The sequence below is a fragment of the Lutibacter maritimus genome (genome assembly GCF_900116115.1).
GTDB lineage: Bacteria > Bacteroidota > Bacteroidia > Flavobacteriales > Flavobacteriaceae > Lutibacter > Lutibacter maritimus.
This window is the reverse complement of the sequence record NZ_FOZP01000006.1, coordinates 286559-309022: the sequence shown is the minus strand read 5'-3', so window position 1 is coordinate 309022 and position 22464 is coordinate 286559. Positions and strand designations below refer to the sequence as shown.

At 30.6% G+C, this 22464-nt stretch carries 19 protein-coding genes; 12 read left to right on the top strand and 7 right to left on the bottom strand.

The window, feature by feature from the left end:
- The 5 genes from BM335_RS11695 to BM335_RS11675 all read left to right on the top strand — a co-directional run.
- Positions 1-747 (top strand): T9SS type A sorting domain-containing protein (locus BM335_RS11695; protein ID WP_143102419.1); only part of this gene is annotated, 747 nt, incomplete at its 5' end.
- 13 nt (positions 748-760) lie between these two features.
- A complete protein-coding gene (locus BM335_RS11690; protein WP_090223285.1) occupies positions 761-1462 on the top strand; it encodes a glycoside hydrolase family 78 protein in 702 nt (233 codons plus the stop codon).
- Positions 1463-1599: 137 nt separating this feature from the next.
- On the top strand, positions 1600-4500 hold the full coding sequence (locus BM335_RS11685; RefSeq protein WP_177219200.1) for a TonB-dependent receptor domain-containing protein: 2901 nt from the start codon (positions 1600-1602) through the stop codon (positions 4498-4500).
- Positions 4501-4672: 172 nt separating this feature from the next.
- Entirely contained in the window at positions 4673-6181 is a 1509-nt protein-coding gene (atpD, locus tag BM335_RS11680) for a F0F1 ATP synthase subunit beta (protein WP_090227711.1), read from the top strand.
- Between the two features lie 85 nt (positions 6182-6266).
- Positions 6267-6545 (top strand): F0F1 ATP synthase subunit delta/epsilon, encoded by a 279-nt coding sequence (locus tag BM335_RS11675; protein ID WP_090227707.1) that lies wholly within the window; start codon positions 6267-6269, stop codon positions 6543-6545.
- A gap of 64 nt (positions 6546-6609) precedes the next feature.
- On the opposite strand, the gene BM335_RS11670 is transcribed toward BM335_RS11675, so the two are convergent.
- The 6 genes from BM335_RS11670 to BM335_RS11645 all read right to left on the bottom strand — a co-directional run bounded on the left by BM335_RS11670 (position 6610) and on the right by BM335_RS11645 (position 13265).
- Complete coding sequence (locus BM335_RS11670; RefSeq protein WP_143102418.1) at positions 6610-7143, bottom strand: DUF3575 domain-containing protein; 534 nt, start codon at positions 7141-7143, stop codon at positions 6610-6612.
- Positions 7144-7206: 63 nt separating this feature from the next.
- Entirely contained in the window at positions 7207-10590 is a 3384-nt protein-coding gene (locus tag BM335_RS11665) for a hypothetical protein (RefSeq protein WP_090227704.1), read from the bottom strand.
- Positions 10591-10623: 33 nt separating this feature from the next.
- Positions 10624-11106, bottom strand: coding sequence for a methylated-DNA--[protein]-cysteine S-methyltransferase (locus BM335_RS11660; protein ID WP_090227701.1), 483 nt, complete (start codon positions 11104-11106; stop codon positions 10624-10626).
- Positions 11096-11863 carry a TatD family hydrolase gene (locus BM335_RS11655; protein WP_090227697.1) on the bottom strand — a complete coding sequence of 256 codons (768 nt, stop codon included), beginning with the start codon at positions 11861-11863 and terminating at the stop codon, positions 11096-11098. Before BM335_RS11655 ends, BM335_RS11660 begins: the two co-directional genes overlap by 11 nt.
- 87 nt (positions 11864-11950) lie before the next feature.
- Positions 11951-12682 carry a tetratricopeptide repeat protein gene (locus tag BM335_RS11650; protein WP_090227692.1) on the bottom strand — a complete coding sequence of 244 codons (732 nt, stop codon included), beginning with the start codon at positions 12680-12682 and terminating at the stop codon, positions 11951-11953.
- A 1-nt stretch (position 12683) separates the two neighbouring features.
- Positions 12684-13265 carry an RNA polymerase sigma factor gene (locus tag BM335_RS11645; protein WP_090227689.1) on the bottom strand — a complete coding sequence of 194 codons (582 nt, stop codon included), beginning with the start codon at positions 13263-13265 and terminating at the stop codon, positions 12684-12686.
- A gap of 118 nt (positions 13266-13383) precedes the next feature.
- Between BM335_RS11645 and BM335_RS11640 the strand changes: the two genes are divergently transcribed.
- The 7 genes from BM335_RS11640 to BM335_RS11610 all read left to right on the top strand — a co-directional run bounded on the left by BM335_RS11640 (position 13384) and on the right by BM335_RS11610 (position 21069).
- Positions 13384-14430 carry a hypothetical protein gene (locus BM335_RS11640; protein WP_090227686.1) on the top strand — a complete coding sequence of 349 codons (1047 nt, stop codon included), beginning with the start codon at positions 13384-13386 and terminating at the stop codon, positions 14428-14430.
- Positions 14431-14635: 205 nt separating this feature from the next.
- Positions 14636-15673, top strand: a complete 1038-nt coding sequence (locus BM335_RS11635) for a hypothetical protein (protein WP_090227682.1) — start codon at positions 14636-14638, stop codon at positions 15671-15673.
- Positions 15674-15868: 195 nt separating this feature from the next.
- A complete protein-coding gene (locus BM335_RS11630) occupies positions 15869-16615 on the top strand; it encodes an energy transducer TonB (RefSeq protein WP_090227679.1) in 747 nt (248 codons plus the stop codon).
- A 205-nt stretch (positions 16616-16820) separates the two neighbouring features.
- Positions 16821-17555, top strand: coding sequence for an energy transducer TonB (locus BM335_RS11625; protein WP_090227676.1), 735 nt, complete (start codon positions 16821-16823; stop codon positions 17553-17555).
- Positions 17556-17654: 99 nt separating this feature from the next.
- On the top strand, positions 17655-18407 hold the full coding sequence (gene deoC, locus BM335_RS11620) for a deoxyribose-phosphate aldolase (RefSeq protein ID WP_090227672.1): 753 nt from the start codon (positions 17655-17657) through the stop codon (positions 18405-18407).
- 1 nt (position 18408) lies between these two features.
- Positions 18409-18984, top strand: coding sequence for an acyltransferase (locus tag BM335_RS11615; RefSeq protein ID WP_090227668.1), 576 nt, complete (start codon positions 18409-18411; stop codon positions 18982-18984).
- Positions 18985-18993: 9 nt separating this feature from the next.
- Complete coding sequence (locus BM335_RS11610; protein WP_090227664.1) at positions 18994-21069, top strand: gliding motility protein RemB; 2076 nt, start codon at positions 18994-18996, stop codon at positions 21067-21069.
- A 56-nt stretch (positions 21070-21125) separates the two neighbouring features.
- On the opposite strand, the gene BM335_RS11605 is transcribed toward BM335_RS11610, so the two are convergent.
- Positions 21126-22394: an acetyl-CoA hydrolase/transferase family protein gene (locus BM335_RS11605; RefSeq protein ID WP_090227659.1), complete on the bottom strand. Its 1269-nt coding sequence runs from the start codon at positions 22392-22394 to the stop codon at positions 21126-21128.
- Positions 22395-22464 lie beyond the last annotated feature (70 nt).

Sequence of the window (22464 nt, the reverse complement as noted above, 5' to 3'; positions counted from 1 at the left end):
CCCAACACACCATTGGGATCTCAAGTAAACGCAACAGGTTGTCCTATATTTAGTTTACCAGCATCTAACTTTACAGTAACAGCTATCAGCGAAACCTGTCCTAATAAAAACAACGGACAACTAAAAATTACGGCACAAGAAACCTATCCGTATGTAGCGAGTATTAACGGTACTGCTTATAATTTTACCAATAATAGTTTAACGGTTAATAATTTACAGCCAGCTACCTACAATGTATGCATTACAGTAACTGGAAAAACGTATGAACAATGTTATATTGTTAAAATAGATCCTGGAAAAACGGTTTCAGCTAAAACTAGCGTTGCTGCTTCAAAAGTTGAAATTACAATGGAACAAGGAACTGCGCCGTTTAATGTGTTTGTAAATAATCAACAAGTATTACAAACCTCAGCACCTTCTTTTTCAGTATCAATAAAACAAGGCGATTTACTTCAGGTAAAAACAGCTGTAGATTGTGAGGGAGTATTTTCTAAATCAATTAATTTATTGGAAAATATTGTTGCCTATCCAAATCCAACAAATGGTCAATTTGAAATTACGTTGCCAACAACTGAAAAGGAAATAACCATAGGTTTATACAATACGTATGGACAATTACTATCAAAACAAACCTATCCAATTATTTCAGGAAAAGTACAGTTATCTATTGATAATAAACCGGCAGGATTGTATCTTGCAAAGGTTTATTTAGATAATCCTATTACACTTAAAATAGTTAAAAAATAAAATAACTTAACGAATGAAAAAACTTTTATATACAATTGCATTAACGAGTATTTTAATTTCTTGCGGCGGCGGTGGCGGCGGAGATACCCCTCCAGATCCTGTAGAAACAAATGAGGCTCCATCAACACCAACACTAACATATCCAACAAATAATATGTTATGCATAGATAATTCGGTGCCATTTACTTGGAATGTTTCATCAGATCCTGAAGGAAATACAATTACATACCAAATACAAGTAGCCAAAGACAATCAATTTTCTCAAATTGCACATACTTTAACAAGTACAACTGCGGCTCAAACAATTGCATTAGAGAAAGGGGTTGCTTATTATTGGAGAGTAAAAGCTACAGATAGTAAAAATGCATCCAGTAATTATTCCTCAACATTTCAGTTTTATACAGAAGGAACAGGAGTAACCAATCATTTACCTTTTGCACCAGTACTTGTAAAACCAGTATTAAATGCAACTGTACAAACAGCTACAGCTACATTAGAATGGACCGCTAGTGATGTGGATACTTCTGATGCGTTAACCTATGATGTATATGTTGGAACATCCAATCCGCCAACAGCAAAACTAGGGGATAATATCTCGGCAAATTCTTTAACCGTGTCTGTGAACGCTTCAACCAATTATTACTGGAAAGTTGTTGTGAAAGACAATAAAGGCGGTCAAACAATTGGGCAAATTTGGAACTTTGTAACGGATTAAGTAATTATCATATTCTTAAACTGAAAAGTGTAATATTACAGATTACACTTTTTTTTATCCTTTTTTTTAGTTGATTTTCACTATAATTCGAAAAAAATTGTATTTTGCGTCAGTTAATCAAAATTATATAGGATATTATGAAAAAATTATTAAGTGTATTATTTGCGCTTTTTATTGGGTCAGTTATGGTTGCCCAAACAACAATTTCAGGATCTGTTAAAGAAGCAAAAACAGGGGAACCAATTCCGGGTGCTAACATTAAAGTTGCTGGTAAATCAATTGGAACAACATCGGATTTTGATGGGAATTTTTCTTTAAAAATTGCTCAAAATCCCCCATTTTCATTAGAAATTTCATTAATTGGTTTTTCTTCAAAAACAGTTGAAGTAACTAAAATTAATCAAATTTTAAATGTATTATTAGATGAATCTGCTACAGCTTTAGATGAAGTTGTTGTTTCTGCTTCAAGAACACCCGAGCGTATATTAGAGTCACCCGTTACTATTGAAAGAATGGATGTAAGAGAAATTAAAAATACTTCTTCTCCTTCTTTTTATGATGGTTTAGAAAACTTAAAAGGGGTAGATGTTAACACCAATAGTTTTACATTTAAATCTGTAAATACACGTGGTTTTGCAACATTTGCAAATACTAGATTTATGCAGTTGGTTGACGGAATGGATAACTCTTCACCTGCATTAAATTTTAATTTAGGGAACCTTTTAGGTATGTCTGAATTAGATGTTAGTACTGTAGAGTTACTTCCTGGAGCATCCTCTGCATTATATGGTGCTAATGCTTTTAATGGAGTGTTATTTATGACTAGTAAAAACCCGTTTGAATCAGCTGGAATTAGTAGCTATGTTAAAACAGGGATAACTTCGCAAAAGGCAGCCGGAGACAATCAATTTGTAGACGCAGGTATAAGAATGGCTTATAAGTTTAGTGATAAATTTGCAGCAAAAGCTTCATTTTCTTTTTTGAAAGGAGAGGAATGGCATGCTACAGATTATAATCAATATATTGATATGGGTGCAGGAAATCCGGATACAATAATTTCTTCAATTGGAAACCAAACAGCTTTTGATCAAGCAAACATTTATGGTGATGAGGTTAATTTAGCAGCTACATCATTTAAAAATTTAAAAGGAGTAGGGCAATATTTAGAATCCATTGGTAAAATTCCAGCTGGTTCAAGTGCTTACCTACCTGAAGATAATGTCTCAAGAACAGGGTATAAAGAATCTGATTTAACAGACTATAATGCGCAAAGTGCTAAAGTTGATATTGCGCTACATTATAAGCCTTTTGCCGATGATTTAGAAATTATTTATAATGCAAAATTTGGAAATGGAAATACCATTTATCAAGGAGCAAATAGATATGCAATTGATAACTTTTTTATGCAACAGCATAAATTAGAAATCAGAAATAAAAATTTCTTTTTAAGAGGTTATATTACAGATGAAGATGCTGGAGACTCTTATGATATGCGTTTTGCAGGGATTAATATGAATAAAGCCAATGCATCAGAATGGTTTGGTACCTATGCAGGAACTTATTTACAAGCTATTACAGGTCAGATTTCTGGTGTTTCTCCAGGAGATAGTGGAGTTGCACATGCTGTTGCTAGGCAAAATGCAGACGCTACAATCACATTACAACCAGGAACACCAGAATTTAAAGCAGCGTTAAAAGCAGTTACATCAGACCCTAATTTATTAACAGGTGCAAAGTTTCAAGATCAAACAAAATTATATCATGCAGATGCAAATTATAACTTTACTGATGTTATTGATTTTGCTGAGATACAACTTGGAGGATCTTGGAGACAATATTCATTAAATTCTTCAGGGACAATATTTACGGATTATGACGGGCCTATTGATTATAATGAATATGGTGCTTATACACAAGTTCAGAAAAAATTTATTGATGATAGATTAAAATTTACGGGATCATTACGTTATGATAAAGCCAAAAATTTTGATGGAAACGTTTCACCAAGAGTATCTTTATCTTACTCTTTAGGGCAAGGTAAAACTCGAAATGTAAGAGCGTCTTTTCAAACAGGTTTTAGAAACCCAACAACACAAGATCAATATATTGGTTTAGATGCTGGTCAGGCAATTCTGGTTGGTTCAGCACCTGATAATCTTGATAGGTACACTACAAATCCTTTAGCAACAAGTGCTACAGCACAAATGGTTGGAATTCCAGCATCGGTTCAGTTATCTGGTAGAGCAGCTTATGAAAATGCATATACGTTAACATCATTATATGCTTTTGGGGCAGCAGCAGCAGAAGGAAATGTAAATCCTGGATTGTTAAAGATTGCAAATTTTGATTATGTAAAACCTGAAAAAGTGACAGCTTACGAAATTGGTTATAGGGCTGGATTTGGTAAATTGTCATTAGATGTTAGCGCATATTATAATCAATACGAAGACTTTATTGGAAATAAAACTGTAGTTTCTCCTTTATATGGAAAAGTTGATTTTTCTGATATAATTCCATTACCAGCACAATTAGGTGGACCAACACCAGCAGCATTAATTGCAATTGCAAATGGTGATTACCAACCATTTCAGGTATACACTAATTCAACTGCTGATATTGCTTCTTACGGAGGTAGTATAGGATTGGCTAGTAAAATGTTTGGAGATTATACAGTTGGTTTAAACTATACATTTGCAAAATTTGATTTTGACCAAAGTACAGATCCAGATTACGAAGCTGGATTTAACACGCCAGAGCACAAAGTTAAATTCTCAATAGGTAATGAAAACTTAATTGAAAATTTAGGATTTAATGTAAATGTTCGTTGGAATGATGAATATTTATGGGAATCATCTTTTGCTGATGCAATTATTGAAGCAAAAACTGTTGTTGATGCTCAAGTTAATTATACTGTTGAAAAATGGAAATCAGTATTCAAAGTTGGAGGTGCTAATTTAGGAGGTAAAGAATATGCAAGCGCTCCTGGTACTGGTAGAATTGGTTCTCAATATTATATTTCGTGGACAATTAATCCATAAAATAGTAAAGTATTTTATTCATAAATAACGCTCTAATATTTTTAGAGCGTTTCTTTTTTCAAAAAAGCAGCATATTTTTTTTTCAAAATAAAATCAAAAAACTATCTTTGCAACCTGAAAAATACGATCAAACTAAAAAGATTAATTATCTAAATTATAAACAGTTAAAGTAATGACAAAGATTACAGGTAGAGTTGCGCAAATTATTGGTCCAGTTATCGACGTTGAATTTGGTTCTGAATCAGTTCTTCCAAAAATATACGATTCGTTAGAAATTGTTAAAAAGGACGGTTCAATATTAGTATTAGAAGTTCAATCTCATATTGGAGAAGATACCGTTAGAACAATATCAATGGACTCAACTGATGGTTTAAGTAGAGGTACAGAAGTTGTTGCAACAGGAAATGCAATTCAAATGCCAGTTGGAAAAGATATTTATGGAAGACTGTTTAATGTAATTGGAGATGCAATTGATGGTTTAGGTAATTTACCTAAAGATGGTGTTAATGGATTACCAATCCACCGTCAAGCCCCAAAATTTGATGAATTATCAACTTCAACAGAAGTATTATTTACAGGAATAAAAGTAGTAGATTTAATTGAGCCTTATGCAAAAGGAGGTAAAATTGGATTATTTGGTGGTGCCGGAGTTGGTAAAACAGTATTAATTCAAGAATTAATTAACAATATAGCAAAAGGTCACGGTGGTTTATCAGTATTTGCTGGTGTTGGTGAAAGAACTCGTGAAGGAAATGACCTTTTAAGAGAGATGTTAGAATCTGGAATTATTAAATATGGTGAAGATTTTATGCACTCTATGGAAGATGGAGGATGGGATTTATCTAAAGTTGATAAACCAGGAATGAAAGAATCTAAAGCAACCTTTGTTTTCGGACAAATGAATGAACCTCCAGGAGCACGTGCACGTGTTGCTTTATCTGGTTTAACTATTGCTGAATATTTTAGAGATGGTGCTGGAGAAGGACAAGGAAAAGATGTACTGTTTTTCGTAGATAATATTTTCCGTTTTACACAAGCTGGTTCTGAGGTTTCGGCGTTATTAGGTCGTATGCCGTCAGCGGTTGGTTACCAACCAACGTTAGCTACAGAAATGGGTGCAATGCAAGAGCGCATTACTTCAACAAAAAATGGTTCTATTACATCAGTACAAGCGGTATACGTACCTGCGGATGATTTAACGGATCCTGCGCCTGCAACAACATTTGCCCATTTAGATGCAACAACTGTATTGTCTCGTAAAATTGCTGAGTTAGGTATTTATCCTGCAGTAGATCCATTAGATTCTACTTCAAGAATTTTAACTCCTGAAATTTTAGGAAAAGAACATTACAACTGTGCACAACGTGTAAAAGAATTATTACAACGTTATAAAGAATTACAAGATATTATTGCCATTTTAGGTATGGAAGAATTGTCTGAAGAAGATAAATTAGTTGTACACAGAGCTCGTAGAGCACAACGTTTCTTATCACAACCTTTCCACGTAGCTGAGCAATTTACAGGAATCCCAGGTGTTTTAGTTGACATTAAAGACACTATTAAAGGATTTAATATGATTATGGATGGTGAGTTAGATAAATATCCTGAAGCTGCATTTAACTTAAGAGGATCAATTCAAGATGCAATTGATGCAGGAGAAAAAATGTTAGCTGAAGCTTAAAAAGGTTTAAATTTTTAGTTATAAGTTTTAAGTTGAATTCTACTTAAACTAACAACTAAAAACTAACAACTAAAAACTAGATAAAATGATTTTAGAAATAGTATCACCAGAAGCAACATTATTGAATACTGAAGTTGAATTAATATCAGTTCCGGGTGTAAATGGTGAATTTCAAATGTTAAATAATCACGCGCCAATTGTATCTTTATTAGTAGAAGGTTTGGTTAAGTTTAAAGGTTCTAATGTTAAAATTAAAGAACAGTATACCAATAAATTTAACAGTATTAAAGGCGAGTTTAGTTTACCAATAAAAAGTGGTACAATTGAAATGAAAGATAATAAAGTAATTATTTTAGCTGATTAATTACACTTTATACAACATAAAAAAAGCCGAGAAATTTCTCGGCTTTTTTTATGTTGTATCTTAATTATTGAAATCTATAACCAATTGAAACTCCTCCACGACCGACAACTTCAATATCACTTTGGTTAAACATGTCTCTACCAATACCAGCATAAATTTCAGCAACAAAACCACGAGTAGTAACCCATTTAGCACCTACAGAAATTCCAACAGCAAAATCGGTGTATGTATCTTTTGTTATAGTATCGTAAGGACCAGAATTACTATAGTACTCTTCATCTTCACCAGAATGCAACATTGTAAAAGCTTCAACAAAAAAGCCTTGTGCATAATTATTTGAGAAAAAATGTCTGTAGTATGGAGTTAATGAGAAAGTTCTGTATTCATCTAATCCATCAACACTATGGTCTAAACTAATAAGTGTGCCAATACCAATTGAAGATTCTTCATTTAAAATTCTTTCATAACCAACATCAAGCCATTTAAAACCTATTAAATTGGACATGTTAATTTTTAATTCATTTTGGCTTGTTTCATTTTGAGCAAATAAGCCTAAACTAACGGTTAAAAATACTAAGCTAAATAGAAATCTCTTCATAAAATATGGTTTAATAATTTTTTCAAATATAATAGCAATAATTAAACCAAATGCAATTATTTATTAAAATAATGCTTTTAATTGAATTGTTCCTGTATGAATTGTTTTTGAGGTTTCACTTTTTCTGCCTAAATAGTTGATGTTTAAATTTAAAAATGAGTTTAATTTTTTGTAAAAAAGTAAACTCCAAGTATAATTATTTCCAGGCTGCAAACCCTCTAACATCTGATAGCCAACTGGCGAATTGTTATTACCAGTAAATTTATTTTTAAATAAGTTTATTTCAGCTTTTAATAAATAGTTTTCACCATTGGCATAATTTGTTTGAAAACCTATATTTTGAAGTTTCAAAGTTTCAAAATCCCCAAGTTTATTTTCCTTGTTTTTAAATTCATAAAAAATAGAAACAAACACATTATCAGTATAATAATAGGAGATTTTTGGAAAAATAGAATTGTTATTTAGTTTGTAATTCCTATTTACATAATTTAACGAATTTGTAGTGTTTTTAGCATTACTAACTTCAAAATTTAATTGCCAAAAATTGCCAAGTTTATGTTCAAATTCTAGTTTATGAAGTTTTAAATTATTCTCTAAATTATCAATTGTAGTTGTATTTTTAGTTTGAGAATTTATATAATTATAGGTGGTAGAATAATGTTTTTTACCGCGGTTAAAATAAAAGTTATTGTTTACGTTAAAATTTAATCCAATTAAATTGTCATTAGTAATATCAAAAGGGTTGAGGTTAAAATGTGTTTGTTTTTTTTGCTTATTATCAATTAATATGGCGGTTTGGTTATAAAAATAGGAAAAAAGTTTTTGAATTCCTTTTTTTAAATTCCATTGTTGAGGATTAATAGCAATGGATTGTATAAATTTATTTTGATGTGTTGCAATATATTTTACAGTGGGTAAAATAACACGCAAATAAGTTGCCTGATCAGGAAATTGTGCAATTTCAAACTCATTTAATTCTTTAATTTCATTGTTGTTATAATCTATCCAAGTATAAAAACCTTGCCCTGGTTCTGTTTTAATATAGGTATAGTCTTGTTGTGGTAAATTACCAGACAATGTTTGATAAGTGGTACTTAAGCTTAAAAATTGTTTAAAAAGTTGTTGTTGATATACAATTTTAGAATTTAAAGATTCCTCATTTTTGTAATTCGCATTTTCAACCGTTCTGTAATTAATATAAGTATTTAAATTGGCGGTTTTAGAGTTGATAAACGTAGATTTTATATAATACGTTTTGGCGTTATTTACACGTTCAAATCTATTATTTTGAATACTATCTGTTGTTCTAAAATTTATACCAATTTGACTAAATACTTTTGTGGAATCTCCAACACCTAAAAAAGCTTCGTATTCGTTAAATTTATGACTTAAATTAGAGTATGTTCCACGCTCATTTACCCTTTTTTTATTGTTTTCAGCATTAAACAAAACGCCATACCAACTTTTTTTTAAATGGTATTTTGCTGCTATAAAATTTCTTGAGAAAACACCATTTTCTAAAGCTGATTCACTATTTAAAATACTATTGTTAAATGTTACAGAAAGGTTGTTTATAAATAAATTTCCATAAAAATGATGTTTGTTCCCCGTAAAAAAGTCGCCAAACTTTAAGTTTTCAAATTCATAAATAACCTTATTTTTTTGTTTTGAAAGTTGTAAAGAAGTATTAAGCAATTTTTGAGTTCCGTCAATAGTTTCAATATTCCAATCTCTATTAAATTCAACAGGTTGAATGCGTTCTATACTTGTAAAATGGTCGTTTAAATAATCAAACTTCAAGTTGCTTTTTAATTCCCATTTTTTTTGCAACAATATTTGTTCCCAACCAATTTTTGTAGCCAATCCTTTATTGTTTTCATCATCAATAGTAGAAAATAAATTTTGATCGTTGCTACTAAGAGCAGTTTCAATATTTACCGTTGTTTTTGGTGTTGGTTTGTACAAAGTTTTTAGTACAAATAATTGTAATTTATCTGGCGCAGTTAACTGTATAACTGGATTATAATTTCCTAAATTTTCGCCTACATACTCATAAATTTTACCATAAGCAACTATATCTTTTAAGGTGTAATTTCCTAAATTTTCGCCTACATACGTAAATGAAACATTATACAATTGATCTGTTTCATTAGTAGAATATTCAAATACTTCAGCAGTTCCAATGGTTGTTTTTTTGTATTGAATTTTATCTTCAGAAAAACTGTCTTCATAAGCAGAAGGTGAAACCATCAAACTTTTATTGTTTCCAGCATTGGCTAATAAGTGTTTTTGTTCATCAGATAAATCTTGTTCTAATGGCTGATTTTTTAAATCGTTCTCATTATAAAAATAACCACTTACAGAAAGTTTTTCGGTGTTATAATCTATGTTATTATATGTTACAAAACGCGTGTAAACTCTATCGGTGTATTGATACTCAGCAGTAATTCTCATATTTGCCGTAATAGGAAATGTGGTTGAAAAAGTAACCTCCGCCGTATTATAATCTATCGTATAATCGTTTTCTTCACCTCTTTTTAATTGAATTCCGTTTACATAAATCTGTTCTGTATTTGATAAAATTAAAATGTAACTATCGTTTAAATCAGATAAGCTATACGGACCTTGGTTTCCTTCTCTTCCGTTAAACTGTATCTTTTTATATTTACCTTTTACAATTGCGCCAGATGTTTCAATATTAATTTCAGAATTTTCGTTTTTAATTTGTGCGTTTACGGCAAGGCCAGATACTTTTTTATGAAATCGTAAAAATGAAGTTTCGGTATTGTTTAAATAAATATCACCGGCATTAATTTGCCAAGTATCACTCGCTAATTCAATAAAAACTCTATCAAATTCATTTAATTTATACGTATTTCCATTTTCCTGAATGGGTAAATTGGTGTCAATTATAGAGGCTTTTAAAGTTACTTTGTCGGATAATTTTCCTTCAATTTGTAAGTCTAACGTAGCATTTGTAACACCATTTTGATTGTTTCCAACGGTTAAACCTCGTGTTATATTTCCACTTGTATTTAACCCATCAAAAGGTTTGTAAGTTGATTTTTGATAGTTAGTAGGTAAACTAAATAATTTATTTTCAAAGGTGGTGTTTGGAACAATTAATTTTTTATTGAATACAGAATATGTTTTAGTTAAAAAATCTGGATAAGGTGTAAATTCTATTGTTACTTCAGTTGGTTTGGGTTGAAGGTTTGGTTTAAAAGTTAAAAGTGCAGTTGAAAAATCGATAGTATAGTTAGATGTATCTATTTCCGTTTGTAAATCCGATAATACCTTAAAGCCATAAGGACTAATGCTAACAGGAGAAATTTGTATAGTATCATTTTTTACGTTGTATTTTTTTTTAATTATTGAACTCAATTCGGTTTGAGCGAACAAGGGCACAGTGGAAATTAAAAATAATAAGAAGAAACCTTTTTTCATTTTTTAAACTAACGTGCTTTTTACAAAAATAGTTTAAAATAATGATTGTTGTGTTGATGGATTTTCGTGTTCTAATAACCATTTTTTTCGCCAAATTCCACCTGCGTAACCAGTTAATGATCCGTTGCTTCCAATTATCCTATGGCAAGGAATTAGAATCCAAATTGGGTTTTTTCCGTTTGCAGAAGCCACTGCTCTTATAGCCTTTACATCGCCTAATTGTTTGCTTTGTTCTAAATATGTTTTGGTTTTCCCGAAGGGAACATTTAATAATTCGTTCCAAACTTTTTGCTGAAATTTGGTTCCTTTTGCATTTAACTTTACAGTAAATTCGGTTCTTGTACCTTTAAAATATTCATCTAATTGTTGTACACATTCTTTTAAGCAAGCTGGTGTTTTTTTTGAAGTTTCTATTTGCTCATCAATAACAGAAATAGAAGAAATTCCATTTTCATCACCAACAATTTTTGCTGTTCCAATAGGTGTTTTGTAATATGTAATTTTATTAGATTCCAAATATGTTTTTAGAGTTTTGTGTAGTTATTGCTGCAATTTCTTGCGGACTTAAGTTATAAATATCCACTAATTTATCTAAAACTTTGGTAATATAACCACTTTCGTTTCTTTTTCCTCTAAAAGGTGTTGGCGCTAAATACGGAGCATCAGTTTCTAAAACAATATGTTCCATAGGAATTTCATTTAAAAATTGATCTATTTTTCCATTTTTAAACGTAACAACACCACCAATTCCTAATTTCATATTGTATGAAATGGCTTTTTTGGCTTGCTCTAAATTTCCCGAAAAGCAATGAAATATTCCAAATAATTTATCATCATTTTCTGTTTCTAAAACTTCAAAAATTTCATCAAAAGCATCTCTGCAATGAATAACAATTGGTAAATTCTTTTCTTTCGCCCATTGTATTTGCGTTTTAAAGGCGTGTTGTTGTTGCTTTAAAAATGTTTTATCCCAATATAAATCGATGCCAATTTCACCAACAGCATAAAATTTACGTTTATCTAACCAAGTTTTTACAAAAGCCAATTCTTCTGCTACGTTTTCCTTTACGTGAGTTGGATGTAAACCCATCATTAAAAAAATATTTTCAGGGAATGCAGTTTCTAAATCTAACATTGCATTTAAATAGGTAGAATCTATAGCTGGAATAAAAAAGCGAGAAACGCCAACATCAATAGCACGTTGAATCATTTCATTTCTATCTTCATTAAATTGTTCACTATATAAGTGTGTGTGCGTATCTGTAATAATCATGTTGCAAAAATAAACGATTGTTTTAAGTACAGAAAATCATTAAGAAAATTTATGCATAAAAAACTTTCCAATTAAGGAGGAGTTATATTATAATTTTTTTAATAATTTTTGAGCTTGTGTGTATTCTTCAGCACTTTCTGGAATAGTTTGTAATACTTTTTTACAATTCTCCATTTTTTCTTGTTTTAAATACATAAGCGCTTTGTACCAAGTTGCTGTGGTTGAAAATGATGATTTTCCATTGCTAATTTCTGTAAAAATTTGATTTGCTTCGGTATAATTATTTAACTCTAAATTACAAATTCCTTTATACAATTCAATTTCAACATCTTCAGAATATTCATCAGACAAAATAGTTAATTGTTGTAAAGCTTCCTCATATTTCTTTGAATTAAAAGCTTCTTCTGCAGCAACAACGGCTTGATTATTTTCACTTCGCACAACTATTTCTAAAGCGTTATGATTTGCAAAATCACCATAAACCGGATTGCCGTTGTTAAAAATAAATAATCCAATTAATACAGCAATGCTGGCTGCAACCAATAAATTTTTATAATTAAATAACGGAATAACTTTTGTTTCTTTTTTAGGTGCTTTTATATGTTGATTTCCTATACTTTGAAGTGTTTTTCTTAACTCAATTTCCTCTTGTTCATTTTCAAATTTTGCAGCCAATGAAGTTTCTAAGGCTTTGTATATTTCAAACTCGTGCTTAAAATCTGCATCAGAAACTAATTGATCTTCAAAAGATTTTAGTTCAACAGAAGTCAGTTCATTATTTAAATATTTATCGAATAGGATGTATTTTGCTTCGTCCATTTTAATACGCTTTTAGTTGATTAAATTCATTCGAATTTTTCACAAGTTGGGTTAATTTCCCCATACATTGTGATTTCTTCTTACGAGCATATCCATAAGTTACACCTAAAAAATCAGCAACTTCTTCCATAGATTTTATTTTAAAAGTGGCTTTTAATAATTCTTGACATTTTTCACCTAATTCTTTAAATTTTAACTCAAATAATTGATGTTGTTGTTCAAAAATTTCAGTTTCTTCAACTTGCTGTTCTTGCTCTTCACTAATAGATGTAATATCATCAATAATTGTTACCCTATTATTACCTCTTTTTTTAAGTTCATTTAACCAACGTCTTTTACATAATAAAAAAAAATAAGCATCAAAAGGACATGTAAGTATAAATTTTTTCTCTTTTGCTTGATGATAAATGGTAACTAAAGTTTCTTGAATAATATCTTGTGCAGCATCTTCATCACCGCTGTTATTTTTTATATAGCCAACAATTTTGGGTGAAAATTTTGCATATAATGTAGAGAGCACTTTGCTGTCGTTCTTCAAAAGTGCTTCTATATATATATGATCATCGTGTGGTTTTATGTCCATTTAAAATAGTTAGTTTCAGCTAATTTAAAATTTTTTTCAGAATAAGGGGTAACAAATTTAAAAGTGTGTTGATATGTTGATATAAAACAAATTTAAAAAACACTTAAAATTTATAATTATGAAAACACTAACTCAAAAATTCAAAAACAGTAAAACAGTAACTAATATGTTAAGCAATGCTATTGGTTTATCAATCATTCTTTTATTTGGAAGTTGTACGCCAGATAATGAAGTTGAACCTTACCAACCACAACCAGACGGACAAGCATTAAACGAACGCTTTTTAGATAACAGAAATAATGCAATTCAGGAGTTTACATTAGACGCATCTGTTGGAGGAATTGTAATAGGAGCACAAGGAACCAAAGTTCAGTTTCAAGCAAATTCTTTTGGAATAAATGGAGTTCCAGTAACAGGAAATGTAACCGTACAATTACTTGAAATTTATGATAAAGCTTCAATGTTACTTAAAAACAAATCTACATTAGGGCAAAGACCTAACGGAAATAAAGAAGCTTTAAAATCGGCAGGAGAATTTTTTGTTGCTGCTAAGCAAGGAGCAAATGAATTGGAATTGCTAGAAAAGGCAACTATTACCAGTAGAGAAATAGATCCAACAAATTTTGATGGTGCAATGCAAATTTTTAGAGGAGGATTAGATAATGATTGCGACGGTATAGATGATGATTGTGATTGGGTAGAAGCAGACGAAGATAATAATGGAATAAATGATAAACCTGAAGTGCGTGAAGGTAAAAATACTGCTGGAGGTAGTTATGTAACGTATGGTTTTGATATTAGTTCATTTGGGTGGACAAACCTTGACAGATGGTATAATTTTACAGGTCCTAAAACTGAAATTTATGTAGATGTACCAGAAGGATATAATGGAGATAATTGTGCGGTGTATTTATCATACGACGGTGAACCAACCGCTTTAGCTAAAATGGATATTTGGGATACTAATTTAGAGATGTTTACAGAACATTATGGGTTAATTCCAATTGGGCAACAAGTACATATTATAGTAGTAACAGAAATTGATGGAGAGTTGCATTATGCAATTAAAGGAACAACAGTTGTAGATAATCATATTGAAGTATTTACAAATTTAAGTCCAACTACACAAACGGCTTTAGAAAGTTTAATAAACGGATTACCATAAAAATATTGCAATTAGTGAACAGTTAGAAATAGGTTAATTGCTAGTGGAAAGGGCTATCTAAGTATTTAGATGGCTCTTTTTTTATGCCTTATCCGTATCAAAAAATAATATTTTAAAAAAAACTTAAAAACATGGGTAACAAAATAAAAGTACAGTTGATATATAGGTATAAAACAAATATTAAAAATTTTAAAAACAATAAATTATGAAAACACAAACACAAAATTTCACAAACTTGAATTCTAGTAAACTAGTGAACAAAATTTTAAAAAATGTAATTGGATTATCAATAGTAGTATTTTTTGGAAGTTGTATGCCAGATAATGAAGTTGAACCTTACCAACCTCAGCCAAATGGCATCGCTTTAAATAATCGTTTTGAAAATAATAGAATTGATGATGTTGAAGAATTTACTGTAGATGCAGCTTCAGGAGGAATTATAACAGGATCACAAGGAACAAAAGTAAATTTTCCGCCAAATGTATTTGGACTTAATGGATCACCGGTAACAGGAAATGTAACCGTTCAGTTAATTGAAATATACGACAAATCAGATATCATATTAAAAAATATGTCCACATTAGGAGAAAGAGCTAATGGAGATAAAGAAGCATTAAAATCAGCAGGTGAGTTTTTTATTGATGCAAAGCAAGGTGCAAATGAATTAGAACTTTTAGGAATGATAGAAGTAACTAGTAGAAATGTTGCCCCAGGTGATATGGATTGGAATATGAAATTGTTTAGAGCTGGAGATGATTTAAATGATACAGATAATTGGGTGGAAGCAGATGAAGATAATAACGGTGAACCTGATGGAGTTGAGTTTAGAGAAGCGCAAGGTGCAAATGGAGTTATGGCAACCTACAATTTTGATTTAGGAAGTTTTGGTTGGTCAAATTTAGACAGATGGTATAGCTTTACGGGTCCAAAAACTGAGATTTTTGTTGATGTTCCTGAAGGATATGATGCAGATAATTGTGCAGTATTTTTATACTATGATGGTGAAAATACAGCAATTGCAAGAATGGATGTTTATAATGAAACCAATGAAATGTTTACAGAACATTACGGGTTAATTCCAATTGGGTTAGAAGTGCATATTATAGTTGTAACAGAAATTGATGGTCAAGTTTATTACGCAATGCAAGGAACAACCATAGTTGATGATCATATAGAAGTTATCTCAAGTTTAAGCCCAACAACTCAAACGGCTTTAGAAAGTTTAATTAACAGCTTACCATAAATTAAAATAAGAGTAAAAAATAAGAAAGAAGCTGCATTTTAATGCAGCTTCTTTTTTGGTATGTTTCTTGATATTAACAAAATATTAACAGTTGCTATATTTTATTTTTTAAACCAAAATTAATTTTTTTAATTCCACTCAATCCAATTAACTAAAGGTTCAAAGTAAAATAGAGGAACATAAAAACCTAATATTATGAACTTTTCAAAGAAAAATTACGAAATCAAAAAACACCCTAAAGCAAATTTAGAGAATTACAGTAAATTATTTACGCAATTAGGGTTAGTATTATCACTTTTTGTAGTGTATTTACTTATTCAAAACAAAACTTTTAATAATGAATTAGCTGTTTTATCAGGTTTTGATAACCATTTAATAGACAATACTCCACCAATAATAGTGTATAAAATTGAACCACCAAAACAAGTTCAGCCAAAACAAAAGCAAATTTTGGTAGATATTAAGCTAGAAAAAAATGATGCTAACATTGATGAAACAGATTTCATTACTCCAGATATTGATGCGCCATTTGATCCGAATACCTTGGTAGAAGTGCCAAAAGATGTTGATATTAACCCAAAAGATGATTTTTTTGATGTTAAATTTTTAGAAGAAGCCCCACTTTTTCCAGGTTGTAAAGGCACAAATGAAGAACGTAAAGCTTGTTTTTCTGAAGAAATAGCGAAATACATCAATAAAAAATTTAATAATCAATTAGCTGGCGAATTAGGTTTAGCGCCTGGAATTCAAAGAATTTATACACTTTTTAAAATTGATAAAAACGGAAATATAATTGATATTGAAGCCAGAGCACCACATAAAAGATTGCAGCAAGAGGCTATAAGAGTAATTAGTTTATTGCCAAAAATGGAGCCGGGTAAACAACATGGAAAGCCTGTAAAAGTAAGGTACGCTGTTCCAATTATATTTAAAGTGCAATAGCTTATAAAAACCAGTATTTATGCTGGTTTTTTTGTTTAAAAAATTGTGTATCATTTAATAATGTTGTACCTTTAATAGTGAAATTCATCTTGCAAGGTGTTGCATTTATAAACATCTTGTTTTTGCAAAAAACCTGCATTATATACTTCAACTGTTTTATAACAGCGTACTCATTTTATTCTTGTTGAACTTAAATAAGGTCATCATGGAAATTAAAAAATATCCACACGCAGCACTCGAAAATTATTCAAAAATTTTAATGGAATTAGGCTTGGTTCTATCGCTTTTTATAGTGTATGAATTCATCAATTTTAAATCATACCCATCAGAAATAAAAGATTTAAATAGCACATTTGTTGGTGTTGATGATGTTGAAAATACAATTGAAATAAAGCCCATAGAAATTCAAGAACCACAAGCTACTAAAACAGTAATTTCCGAAAGAATTTTAAAAGTTGATGATGCGGTTGAAGTTCAAGAAAGTATTATAGAATCAACAGAATTAGATGTTTCAGATGCGGTCGTTGTAAATCTTGATAAACAATTAATGGTAGTTGATGAGGAAGAAGAAACTGTAGTTGAAGATGTCCCTTTTATGATTATTGAAGATGTTCCAATTTTCCCTGGTTGTAAAGGAACTAAACAAGAAAAAAGAGATTGTTTTTCTAATGAGGTTACAAAATTTGTTTCCAAAAAATTCAATATAGAGTTGGCTTCTGAATTAGGTTTGCATTCAGGAACTATTCAAAAAATATTTGTAATGTTTAAAATAGATAATACTGGACATATTACTGACATTCAGGCCAGAGCACCACATAAAAAATTACAAGAAGAAGCAATTAGAGTTGTAAAATTATTACCAGTAATGACTCCTGGAAAACAACGAGGCAGAGCAGTTTCGGTAAGCTATGGCCTTCCAATTGTATTTAAAGTAGAATAATTTGTAATTTAAATTTTGAATCCCGCAATCGCGGGATTTTTTTTATAGTGATGGTTTTAAAAAGTTTATATTTGTTTTATAAAACAAGTATTTAAAAAAATGAATAAAATTAATATCAATCAATATTTAGATTCAACCTATCTTAAAACTGCTAAGCAAGCTAACATTTCAGAAGAAGAAACCAAAAAAAATGTACAAGCGCTTATAAATGAAGCTATTGAAAACGATTTTAAATTGGCCATGATTCGTCCTGAATATGTTGCAATGGCAAGAGAAATGATTTCAAAAGCAAATGCTAACGTTTTAATTGGAACTGTTATTGGTTTTCATGAAGGCACATATACCACCGATGAAAAGCTTAAAGAGGCTTCACAAGCTGTAAAAGACGATGTAGATGAATTAGATTATGTTGTAAATTATACAGCTTTTAAAGAAGAGAAAATTAATTTAGTAAAAGCGGAAGTTTTTAAAGGAACCAAATTAGCTTTAGATGCTAATAAAGTTGCAAAATGGATTATTGAAATTGCCGCCTTAACAAATGAAGAAATCATTACATTAACGCAATTAATACGCGATGTAGTTTTAGAAAACTTTGGAGAAGAAAACGCAGCAAAAGTTTTTGTAAAATCATCTACCGGATTTTTTAAAACAGACGAAGGAAAGCCAAACGGAGCAACTTTTGAAGCTATGGAATTAATTGTTGAAAATGCAAAACCATTACCTGCAAAAGCTGCCGGAGGTGTTAGAAACTATGATGATGCAGTGAAAATGGTTGAAATGGGTGTTACAAGAATTGGAACTTCTTCAGCAAAATTAATTGCAGACGGAGGGAAAGCTGAAGCTGGTTATTAATATGGATACTTTTTTTGCACACGAAACGGCAGTTATAGACAAAGGTTGTACCATTGGAAAAGGTACAAAAATCTGGCATTTTAGCCATGTGATGCCGAATTCAATAATTGGAGAACATTGCAATATCGGTCAGAATGTGGTGATTTCGCCAGAAGTTGTTTTGGGTAAAAATGTAAAAGTACAAAATAATGTATCAATATATTCTGGCGTTATTTGTGAAGATGATGTTTTTTTAGGTCCGTCAATGGTTTTTACAAATGTTATAAATCCGAGAAGCGCGATAATTAGACGAGATGAATTTAAAAAAACCTTGGTAAGAAAAGGCGCAAGTATTGGCGCAAACGCTACTATAATTTGTGGCAATGAAATTGGGCAATACGCGTTAATTGGTGCAGGAGCAGTAGTTACAAAGCCAGTTTTACCGTATGCCTTGGTTGTTGGAAATCCATCAAAACAAATTGGTTGGATTAGTGAATACGGACATCGGTTACATTTTGATGAAAAAGGATTTGCAATTTGCGAAGAAAGTGGTGAAAAATATCAATTGTTAAATAATAGCGTTCAAAAAATTCAGTAAGTATTTACAATGAAAAAATCTATTTTAAATTTTCTTTTTATTTTAATCAGTCTTTCAGCATTTTCACAAATTGAAAAATATCCAGTTTTTCCATCGTGTGATTCTTTAGACATTGCAACGCTGCCCAATTGCTTTAATAATGAGGTAAAAAAGTTGGTTGTAAATGAATTTAAGCTACCTGAAACAATTAAAAATGATAATTTTACAGATACTATAAATGTTGTTTTTGTAGTTACTTCAACAGGAAATTTTAAAGTAATATATGTAAATTCTCCTTACAAAGAATTTAAAGTAGAAATTGAACGTATTTTTGAAACTTTTCCAAAAATTAGTCCGGCAACGTATAATAATCATCCAATAGAAATGCAATTTGTATTTCCTATAGCTATTCCTATTGAAAATAATAAGCCAACAACTATTGTTAAAAAAACAGTTGAAAAACAACCAGAAATTACAGCTTATGAGATAAAGAAAGCTACTGAGATTGTTATATCAAAAAGCACCTTATTTCCAGAACATAACAGCGATTTAAATATTCCGTTCACTCATGAAGTATACAGTAATTTTGATTATTTTTTAAATCAATCAGATAATACACATACTGCGGTTAAGCCTTTTGTTTATAATGAAGTGAATAAATATATTGATTTAGATGCGCAAAAAAATAAGTTGGTGAAACGTAAAGAAACTTGGTTTGGTAAAAAATTATTGAACGAACACATGGCTTTTGTAAAAGGCAACGGTTATTGGTTTACAATTGACCCAGTGGTTGATTTACAAATTGGAAAAGATAGTGAAGGCGTTAGTACATTTAACAATACACGTGCAATAACAGTAAATGGTGCTATAGGTAAAAATTTCAGTTTTTCAACAAGTTTTTATGAAAGCCAAGGCAGATTTGCCACGTACTTTAATGAGTATGCAAATTCAATAAAGCCTGATGGAGGAAATCCTGCAATTATTCCTGGCAGAGGAATTGCAAAAGCATTTAAATCTGATGCTTACGATTATCCAGTTGCTGAAGCATATTTATCATATTCGCCAAATAAATATTTTAATTTTCAACTTGGAAATGGTAAAAATTTTATTGGTGATGGTTATCGATCCTTGTTTTTATCAGATGCAGCTTCTCCATATCCATTTTTTAAAATAAACACTAGTTTTTGGAAAATTAAATACACCAACTTGTTTATGACCATGCAGGATGTACGACCTGAATTAACCGAAGAAGGTGCGTATAAACAAAAATATATTGCAATGCATTATTTAAGCTGGAATGCAACTAAAAACTTAAATATTGGTTTGTTTGAAAGTGTTATTTGGGATAATGCCAACGGAAGAGGTTTTGATTTTAATTATTTAAATCCGTTAATTTTTTATACGGCTGTTGAATTTTCTACCGGATCAAGAGCCGGAAATTCGTTATTAGGTTTAAGTTTAAAATATAAAATGAAAGATATTTCTATTTATTCTCAATTGATAATTGATGAATTTAGAATTTCAGAAATTACAAGTAATAATGGTTGGTGGGCAAATAAAAATGGAATTCAAATTGGTGCAAAATATTACAATGCTTTTTCTATTGATAATTTGTACTTACAAGCAGAATATAATTCAGTTAGACCGTATACCTATTCTCATGATGAATTGAATTATAATTACGGACATAATAATCAGCCTTTGGCGCATTTGTGGGGATCAAACTTTAATGAGTTTGTTGGAATTGCTCAATATTCCAAAGATAGATGGTTTGCAAATTCAAAATTAGTTTTTGGAAAAAAAGGGTTCGATTTTAATTCTTCAACAGATTCTTTTAGCTATGGAGGAAATATTTATAGAGATAATGATGAAAGAGCAAATGATTACGGAAATACCATTGGTCAAGGAAATGCAGCTAAAATATTTATAGCAGATGTACAAGTGGGGTATTTGGTAAATCCTGCAACAAATTTAAAATTGTTTGGAAGTGTAACATTTAGAAATTTTAACCCAGATGTGCCAACAACAACTTTTAATAAAACAAATAATACGTGGATTTCATTTGGTTTAAAAACAGATGTTTTTAATTGGTATTTTGATTTTTAACAAAAAAAATGGGATATATATCCCATTTTTTTTACTATAATATTAATTAAAAAGTATTATTTAGTGGCATCAAAATATTCTTTAGCCATGCTTTCTCTAAAGTCTGGATGCGCAATTTTTATTAATTCCTTAACGCGCTGACTAATTGTTTTCCCATATAAATCTGCAACGCCATATTCAGTAACAATATATTGTACGTGAGCCCTTGTAGTTACAACCCCAGCACCTGTGTTTAAAAATGGTACAATTCTACTAATCCCTTTATTGGTAACAGAAGGCAATGCAATAATGGCTTTTCCACCTTCACTTAATGACGCGCCTCTAATAAAATCCATTTGTCCACCAACACCTGAAAACATATTAGCACCAATAGAATCTGCACAAACTTGCCCAGTTAAATCTACTTGAATAGCAGAATTAATAGCCACCATTTTTGGGTTTTGTCTAATATTAACTACATTATTTGTATAATCGCATGAACGCATTTCAATAAATGGGTTATCATCTACATAATCATATAAACGTTTAGATCCTCCTAAAAATGTAGTTAATGCTCTACCTGCATTTATACCTTTGTAGTTTCCGTTTATCACATCTTTTAAAATTAAATCAATTACTCCATCAGAAAACATTTCGGTATGTAAGCCTAAATCTTTATGATTTCCTAAGCGAGATAATACGGCATTTGGAATAGAACCAATACCCATTTGTAAAGTACTTCTATCTTCTATTAATTGTGCAATATAATCACCAATTTTATTTTCAATTGTTGTTGGTGTAGGCATGTGAAATTCATGAATTGGCGCACTTTCTTCAACAAAAGTATCCAATTCAGAAATGTGAATTAATCCTTCACCATGAACTCGTGGCATTTGATCATTAATTTGAGCAATTACATGTTTGGCGTTTTCAATTACTGCTAAAATTGCTTCAACAGAAACACCTAAAGAGCAATAACCATGTTTATCTGGGGTTGAAACCTGAATTAAAGCTACGTCAACAGGTAATACGTTTCTTTTAAATAAATTAGGAACTTCACTTAAAAAAACAGGCGTGTATGATCCGTTTCCTGCCTTAATAGTATGTCTTACGTTTTTACCAATAAATAGTGAGTTTACATGAAAACTATCTTTATATTTTGGATCTGCGTAGGGTGTTTCACCTTCAATATGTAAATGACAAACTTCAACGCCTCTTAATTCTTCATGTCTTGCAGACATTGCATTAATTAAAGCTTGTGGTGCTGCTGCTGCTGCCTGAATATATACTCTATCGTTTGATTTTATTACTTTAACTGCTTGTTCTGCGGTTACTGATTTATACATAAATATTATATTAAATGTTTGGTGGTGCAAATTTACCAAACATATTCTTTTAAAAAACTGTCGAAAATCA

What these genes read in the sequence shown, in the direction of transcription:
- BM335_RS11690 (WP_090223285.1), top strand. Translation starts at nt 761, where the DNA reads ATGAAAAAACTTTTATATACAATTGCATTAACGAGTATTTTAATTTCT.
- BM335_RS11685 (WP_177219200.1), top strand. Translation starts at nt 1,600, where the DNA reads ATGAAAAAATTATTAAGTGTATTATTTGCGCTTTTTATTGGGTCAGTT.
- atpD (WP_090227711.1), top strand. Translation starts at nt 4,673, where the DNA reads ATGACAAAGATTACAGGTAGAGTTGCGCAAATTATTGGTCCAGTTATC.
- BM335_RS11675 (WP_090227707.1), top strand. Translation starts at nt 6,267, where the DNA reads ATGATTTTAGAAATAGTATCACCAGAAGCAACATTATTGAATACTGAA.
- BM335_RS11670 (WP_143102418.1), bottom strand. Translation starts at nt 7,143, where the DNA reads ATGAAGAGATTTCTATTTAGCTTAGTATTTTTAACCGTTAGTTTAGGC.
- BM335_RS11665 (WP_090227704.1), bottom strand. Translation starts at nt 10,590, where the DNA reads ATGAAAAAAGGTTTCTTCTTATTATTTTTAATTTCCACTGTGCCCTTG.
- BM335_RS11655 (WP_090227697.1), bottom strand. Translation starts at nt 11,863, where the DNA reads ATGATTATTACAGATACGCACACACACTTATATAGTGAACAATTTAAT.
- BM335_RS11650 (WP_090227692.1), bottom strand. Translation starts at nt 12,682, where the DNA reads ATGGACGAAGCAAAATACATCCTATTCGATAAATATTTAAATAATGAA.
- BM335_RS11645 (WP_090227689.1), bottom strand. Translation starts at nt 13,265, where the DNA reads ATGGACATAAAACCACACGATGATCATATATATATAGAAGCACTTTTG.
- BM335_RS11640 (WP_090227686.1), top strand. Translation starts at nt 13,384, where the DNA reads ATGAAAACACTAACTCAAAAATTCAAAAACAGTAAAACAGTAACTAAT.
- BM335_RS11635 (WP_090227682.1), top strand. Translation starts at nt 14,636, where the DNA reads ATGAAAACACAAACACAAAATTTCACAAACTTGAATTCTAGTAAACTA.
- BM335_RS11630 (WP_090227679.1), top strand. Translation starts at nt 15,869, where the DNA reads ATGAACTTTTCAAAGAAAAATTACGAAATCAAAAAACACCCTAAAGCA.
- BM335_RS11625 (WP_090227676.1), top strand. Translation starts at nt 16,821, where the DNA reads ATGGAAATTAAAAAATATCCACACGCAGCACTCGAAAATTATTCAAAA.
- deoC (WP_090227672.1), top strand. Translation starts at nt 17,655, where the DNA reads ATGAATAAAATTAATATCAATCAATATTTAGATTCAACCTATCTTAAA.
- BM335_RS11615 (WP_090227668.1), top strand. Translation starts at nt 18,409, where the DNA reads ATGGATACTTTTTTTGCACACGAAACGGCAGTTATAGACAAAGGTTGT.
- BM335_RS11610 (WP_090227664.1), top strand. Translation starts at nt 18,994, where the DNA reads ATGAAAAAATCTATTTTAAATTTTCTTTTTATTTTAATCAGTCTTTCA.
- BM335_RS11605 (WP_090227659.1), bottom strand. Translation starts at nt 22,394, where the DNA reads ATGTATAAATCAGTAACCGCAGAACAAGCAGTTAAAGTAATAAAATCA.